The sequence below is a fragment of the Cellulomonas sp. genome (assembly GCF_035634735.1).
In the GTDB taxonomy this organism is placed as follows: Bacteria; Actinomycetota; Actinomycetes; order Actinomycetales; family Cellulomonadaceae; genus Cellulomonas.
The window spans coordinates 1-6,367 of the sequence record NZ_DASQCJ010000121.1 but is presented as its reverse complement, the minus strand read 5'-3'; the positions used below and the strand labels follow the sequence as shown (position 1 = coordinate 6,367).

At 75.6% G+C, this 6,367-nt stretch carries 6 protein-coding genes and 1 tRNA gene; 1 reads left to right on the top strand and 6 read right to left on the bottom strand.

From position 1 onward, the window contains the following. Window positions 1-670, top strand: a 670-nt coding sequence (locus tag VER05_RS10920; RefSeq protein WP_324845381.1) for a hypothetical protein, incomplete at its 5' end; no start/stop codon positions are given. Window positions 671-877: 207 nt separating this feature from the next. Here VER05_RS10920 and VER05_RS10915 read toward each other — a convergent pair. The 6 genes from VER05_RS10915 to VER05_RS10890 all read right to left on the bottom strand — a co-directional run. After that, window positions 878-951 (bottom strand) — tRNA-Pro (locus VER05_RS10915). A gap of 50 nt (window positions 952-1,001) precedes the next feature. Then, entirely contained in the window at window positions 1,002-2,288 is a 1,287-nt protein-coding gene (locus tag VER05_RS10910; RefSeq protein WP_324845380.1) for an MFS transporter, read from the bottom strand. Further along, entirely contained in the window at window positions 2,285-2,989 is a 705-nt protein-coding gene (locus VER05_RS10905; RefSeq protein WP_324845379.1) for a GntR family transcriptional regulator, read from the bottom strand. Before VER05_RS10905 ends, VER05_RS10910 begins: the two co-directional genes overlap by 4 nt. 201 nt (window positions 2,990-3,190) lie before the next feature. Further along, window positions 3,191-4,309 carry a hypothetical protein gene (locus VER05_RS10900; RefSeq protein WP_324845378.1) on the bottom strand — a complete coding sequence of 373 codons (1,119 nt, stop codon included), beginning with the start codon at window positions 4,307-4,309 and terminating at the stop codon, window positions 3,191-3,193. Further along, on the bottom strand, window positions 4,306-5,877 hold the full coding sequence (der, locus tag VER05_RS10895; protein ID WP_324845377.1) for a ribosome biogenesis GTPase Der: 1,572 nt from the start codon (window positions 5,875-5,877) through the stop codon (window positions 4,306-4,308). Before der ends, VER05_RS10900 begins: the two co-directional genes overlap by 4 nt. Window positions 5,878-5,937: 60 nt before the next feature. After that, window positions 5,938-6,367: lysophospholipid acyltransferase family protein (locus VER05_RS10890; RefSeq protein WP_324845376.1), on the bottom strand; the 430-nt coding region annotated here is incomplete at its 5' end.

Below are 6,367 nucleotides of genomic sequence, written 5' to 3'. Positions count from 1 at the left end.
CCCGATGGGCAGTGCCGGGCTGATCCACCTGTCAGTGCACGGCCCCAACGACGTGTTCCCCGGTCACCGGTTCCATCTGCGCCTCGACCGCGACAGGGCGCGCGCCGCAGCCTCGTCCGGCCAGTTCCTCACCCACTCGATCCAGCGCAGAGGGAACCCGTTCGACGGTCGCCCGGTCGACGACCGCGCGTACCTCGTCGCCCGAATCCGATGGTCATGGGATCTGCAGCGTCCGCGGTACCGAGACGTGGCGGCGACAGAACACGCCCCCGAGACCATCGATCCTGCGGTCAGCTACATGCGAATGCGAGACCGTCTGCGGCCGAACTCCGCATGGGACATCGATCTCCACGTCTCGTACGACGAGCCCTACTGGCCGGCCCCCGACGCACCGAGCGGCCCGAGCGCCCGGCTAGGTCCACTGCGCAACGATGCTGGCTTGTGGCTCACGGGGGCGTCCTACCATCGCTCTCAGATGCTCCACCCCGCGCCGGGTGGGCTTCGGCCACCGTCGCCATCGGCGGAGAGAGCTGAACGGATCCTCGGTGGCGCGCTTGGCGAGGCCGCGCCGCACGACCATTACTGGTTCCTCGAAACGGTCACGGCGCGGTCCGCTATCGACGCGACGAGAGCCGTCCAACGACACGGCACGCGGCCGACGTCGTCCTGACAGCGGGACTCCCGCTCCGGTTCTGGCACGAGATGCGGTCGTTGCCGCCTCCACCGACGTGGGGCACCGGCGCTGATGGTCCTCGACCGCGCCGGGAGGAGGCTGAGTCGAGAACTAGGGGCCACATCCAGGAGGCCGTGCTCAGCTCTACAGATGACCTGTGAACGACGAAGCCCTGGTGGGAGATCTCCCACCAGGGCTTCCACGTCGGGCTGACAGGATTTGAACCTGCGACCCCTTGACCCCCAGTCAAGTGCGCTACCAAGCTGCGCCACAGCCCGATGGTCCCCGCGAAGGGACCTCGGCGGCCCCCGCAGGAGCCTCGGAAACTCTACCGTATCCGGACGGTCCCACCGTCCCCCGCCGGCAGGTGGGCGCGCCACGCGGTCGCGACCACCACCAGGCAGACCGCCGCGACGCCCAGGCCGGCGAGGAACATCTCGGGGTACGCCCACCGCGTCGACAACCAGGCGAGCACCGCGGGCACGAAGAACCCGAGGTACGCCGCCGAGTAGTAGACGGCCGTCAGGCCGGCCAGGTCGTCCGGCGTGGCGATCCGCTGCACCTCGGACAGCCCCGCGACGAGCGCCAGCCCGTAGCCCGCGCCGAGCACCGCCGCGGCGAGCAGCACGACCGGCAGCGCGAGCGTCGCCGCGGCCCACGCCGCCAGCGCCATCCCGGCCACGAGGATCGCCAGCGCCACGACCGACGCCCGCGCGCTGTGCCGGGTGTCGATGAGCCGGGCCACCGACTGGACGACGAACCCGACGGCCAGCGTGACGACGGTCAGCAGCGCCGAGAACGCGATGGGCACCCCGCCCGCGTGCTCGCGCATCAGGCCCGGCAGCACCGCGTAGGCGGAGCCGACCGCGCCGAACACCCACGGCGCCAGCGGGAGCACCACCCGGAGGAACCGCCGGTGCCCGACGGCCGGCACCCGGAGGTCGTCGCGCAGCCGGCCGCGGGAGCCCCCGGCGCGCGCCGGGTGCGTCTCGGGGACGGCGAGCACGGCGAGCCCGGCCAGGACCGTCACCGCGGCGTGCAGCAGGTACGGGGTGCCGGTCCGCCACGGGCCCCACTGGGCCAGCGCCCCCGCGACACCCGCGCCGAGCAGGAAGCCCAGCGTCAGCGCCAGCGACGCCCGGCGGGCGCCGGCCTGCGGCTGCCCGGCCGCCGCGCACAGCTCCGCGACCCAGGTCGTGCCGACCGCCATGACCAGCCCGAGCGCCAGCCCGGACAGCACCCGCCCGGCCGCCAGCGCCGGCACCGACGCCGGGCCGAGCGCGAGGACCAGCGACCCGACGATGCCGAGCGGCGCCGCGGGCAGCAGGAGCGCGCGGCGGCCGAACCGGTCCGACAGCGGCCCGCCGATCAGCAGCGCGGGGACGATGCCGAGCACGTACGCGCCGAGCAGGGCGTTCACGGTGAGCGCCGACAGGTGGCTCACCTCGCGGTACATCACCAGGAGCGGCGTGAACTCGTTGCCGCCCCAGGCGACCGCGAACATCAGCGCGCCGACGCGGAGCCAGGCGCGGCGGTCGGGGGCGCCGGACCGGGACGCGGGCGCCGGGGCGGCAGGTGCGGGGCCGGTGGCCGTCGACGTGCTCGGCGCGGTCACCGGACGGCCCCGTCCTGGTCGGCGTCCGTGCTCGTGCTGCCCCGGGCCGCGTCGCCCAGGTGCGCGCCGTGCAGGTGCTCGCGGAGCCGCTCGCGGAACGCCGCCGAGTCCCCGGCCTCGATCGCCGAGACGAGGCCTTCGTGCCCCTCGACGAACCGCGGCGCCCGCTCCCCCGACGCGCCCACCGACAGCGCGACCATCCGCCGCTGCCGCTCGCGCAGCGTCACGGAGAACCCCGTCAGCAGGTCGTTCCCCCCGGCCGCGACCACCGCCTGGTGGAAGGCGGCGTCGTGCTCGGCGTAGGCCGCCAGGTCCCCCGCCGCGACGGCGTCCCGCTGCCGCGCCACCAGCCCCCGCAGCGCCGCGGCCAGCGCCTCCCGGTCCGCCGCGGAGCGCACGACGACGTCCACCGCGTGCGACTCCAGCAGCAGCCGCGCGTCGACGACGGCCTCGGCCTCGCCGGGTGCGACCGGGACGACCAGCGCCCCGCGCTTGGGGAACAGCCGCAGCCAGCCCTCGGTCGACAGCCGGAGGAACGCCTCGCGGACGGGCGTCCGGCTCATCCCGAGCTCGGCGGCGACGTCGCCCTCGCTGACCATCTCGCCCGCGGGCAGCCGCCCGGACAGCAGCGCGTCCTTGACGTGCCGGTAGGCGGCCTCGGCCGCGGGCGGGGTGGGCGTGGCGGTGCCGGGCGACTTCATGGCTACTACATGTATCTCAGCTGCATCCCAGAACCAAATCCGCAGCCTGCGCCAGGTGCCCGACGACCCCGGCCCCCGACGGCCGCAGCGCCGCCCTGGTCCCCACCCCCGCGTCGCACCGCCGCCCCGACGACCGGTGCACGACGCGGGAGCCGGGCGGGGATCCGCCCTGCCCCGGGAGCGGCGCCCCCGGGCCGGCGGTCAGCGAGCCGTCGCGGTCCTCGCCGCCGCCTTCTGCGCCACGTCGTGCTCCCCCGAGCGGCCGCGCAGCACGTCGAGCTCCGCCGCCACGACGCCGAGCAGCAGCAGGTCGACCACCAGGCCGGTGACCGCGCTCCACTGGTCGATCCGGAACAGGAAGATCTGGCTGAGCAGCAGGTTGACCAGCACCGCGCGCCGGAACCACTCGTACCCGCGCGCCCGGTCGTCGCCGACCCGCCGCAGGCCCACCACCGAGCACGCCAACGACGCGGCGCCGCTCGCGAGCAGGCCGACCATCGCCCACCACGGCAGGTCGGCCCCGGTCGCGACGAGCACGGTCCCGCGTACCACCGTGTACAGCGTCACCAGCGCCAGCACGCCCACGGTCACCCGCGGCAGCCAGCGCACGCGCACCACACGCCGGGACGCCGTGACGACCGCGCGGGCCACCGCGCTGATCGGGTCGGGCAGCTCCCGCGCGTCGTCCTCGACCACGTCGAGCAGCGCCCGGACCTCGGCCGCGCCGCGGACGTCGCCGGCGCCGGCCACGAGCTCGCGGGCCTGGCGGCGGGCCCGCGGGGAGAACCCGCCCGCGAGGCCGGCGACGGCCAGGTCGGCCGCGGCGGCGAGCGTCTCGTGCGGGTCGCGCCGCCGCCCGTGGATGACCTCGCCCACCAGGACCAGCACGACCACGACGACGTAGATCAGCGATGCGGTCGGCTCGTAGAAGTAGTCGTTGTCCGACGTGACGAACTTGCCGATCTCGTCGATGAACAGCCCGAACCCGACGCCGCCGACCAGCGCGGCCAGCGGCCGGACCACCGGGCCGGCCCAGGACAGCACCGCGACGACGGCGACCGCCATCAGCAGCCCGCCCCACAGGACGTGCGCGATGTGCAGGCCGTCGCCGCCGAGCTGCGGGAACCCGGTCAGCGCGAGCAGCCCCCGGGTCACCAGGACCGTCAGCACCGTGACGGCGAGGAACCCGGCGACGTGCCGCGGGCCGGCGGGGTCCCGCGGCAGCCCGAGCACGAGCACCGGCGACCGGCGCCGCACGTGGTGCCGCTCCGCCTCCGCCGCCCGGTCGCCCGTCCGTTCGACCTGCGCGCCGCGGCTCACCGCTTGCGCTTCTCCCGCACCCGGACCGAGATCGAGATCGGCGAGCCCTCGAAGCCGAACGTCTCGCGCAGCCGGCGCTCGATGAACCGGCGGTAGCCCGCCTCGAGGAAGCCGGTCGCGAAGATGACGAACCGCGGCGGGCGCGTCGACGCCTGGGTCGCGAACAGGATGCGGGGCTGCTTGCCGCCGCGCAGCGGGTGCGGGTGCGCCGCGACGAGCTCGCCCAGGAACGCGTTGAGCTTGCCGGTCGGGATGCGGGTGTCCCAGGACTCCAGCGACCGGGTGAGCGCCGGGACGAGCCGGTCCGTGTGCCAGCCGGTGCGCGCGGAGATGTTCACCCGCGGCGCCCACTGGATCTGCACGAGCTCCTTCTCGATCTCGCGCTCGAGGTAGGGCCGGCGGTCCTCGTCCATGAGGTCCCACTTGTTGTACGCGATGACGAGCGCGCGCCCGGCGTCGATGACCTGCTGGATGACGCGGGTGTCCTGCTCGGTGAGCGGCTGCGACGCGTCGAGCAGCACGACGGCGACCTCGGCCTTCTCGATCGCGGCCTGCGTGCGCAGCGAGGCGTAGAAGTCGGCGCCGGAGGTCTGGTGCACGCGGCGGCGGATGCCGGCGGTGTCGACGAACCACCACGGCACGCCCTTGAGCTCGACGAGCTCGTCGACCGGGTCGCGGGTGGTGCCCGCGGTGTCGTCGACGACCACGCGGTCGGTGCCGAGCACCTTGTTCAGCAGCGAGGACTTCCCGACGTTCGGGCGGCCGACCAGCGCGACGCGGCGCGGGCCGCCCGGGCGGGCGGTGGCGTGCTGCGACACGGTCGGCAGCGCGGCCATCGCGGCGTCCAGCAGGTCGCCCGTGCCGCGGCCGTGCAGGGCCGAGACCGGGTGCGGCTCGCCGAGACCGAGGCTCCACAGCTCGGCGGCGTCGGCCTCCACCCGGGGGCCGTCGACCTTGTTGGCGCACAGCACGACCGGCTTGCCGGACTTGCGGAGCAGGCGGACGACGCGCTCGTCGGTGGCCGTCGGGCCGACCGTGGCGTCGACGACGAACAGCACCGCGTCGGCGAGCGAGATCGCGACCTCGGCCTGCTCGGCGACCCGCGCCTCGATGCCGGCGACGTCGACCTCCCAGCCGCCGGTGTCGACGAGGGTGAACCGGCGACCGGCCCACTCGGCGGGGTACGACACGCGGTCGCGGGTCACGCCCGGCTTGTCCTCGACGACGGCCTCGCGGCGGCCGAGGATCCGGTTCACCAGCGTCGACTTGCCGACGTTCGGGCGCCCGACGACGGCGAGCACCGGCAGCGCCAGGTGCGTGCCGTCCTCGTCGAACTCGTCCCCGTCGCCGGAGAGCAGGGCGACGTCCTCGTCCTCGAGCTCGTACTCCGCCAGCCCGACCCGCAGGGCGCGCTCGCGCGCGTCGTCGTCCTCCGCCTCCGCGGTCACGTCGGTGCCGTCGAACGGCTCGGCCTCGGCGGGGCCGCCCTCGAGGTCGTCGAACTCCACGCCATCGGTGCCCTCGAGGGCCTCGGAGGTGGTCGGCTGGGCCGGCTCGCTGTCACGCATGGGCACCATTCTCCCTGACCGAGCGCCCGGCGACGAACCGCGCCCCGCGGGGCCCGCGGGTCAGTCCGTCGGGAGGGCCGCGCCCGTGCGGGCCGCGGCGTCGCGCACGAGCGCCGACAGCGCCACGCGCACCGCCTCCGTGCCCGCGCCGATGGCCTCGCGCCGGGACTGGCCCGGTGCCGGCGTCAGGTCCAGCGGCGCGCCCATCTCGACGTGCAGCCGGCGCCGCGGGAACGGGATGTGCCCGACCGACTCCCCGGTGCGCCGGGTCCCGAGGATCGCCACCGGGACCACCGGCGCGCCGCCGTGCACGGCCAGCCAGGCCACCCCCGCGCGCGCCGAGGACGCGTCGCCGCGCCCCCGGTTGCCCTCGGGGAACACGCCCACCGCGTCGCCGCGGTGCAGCACGGCCAGGGCCGTGACGAGCGCCTCGCGCCCGCCCGACCGATCGACCGGGATCTGCTGGGCGGCGCGCAGGACGGCCCCGAGG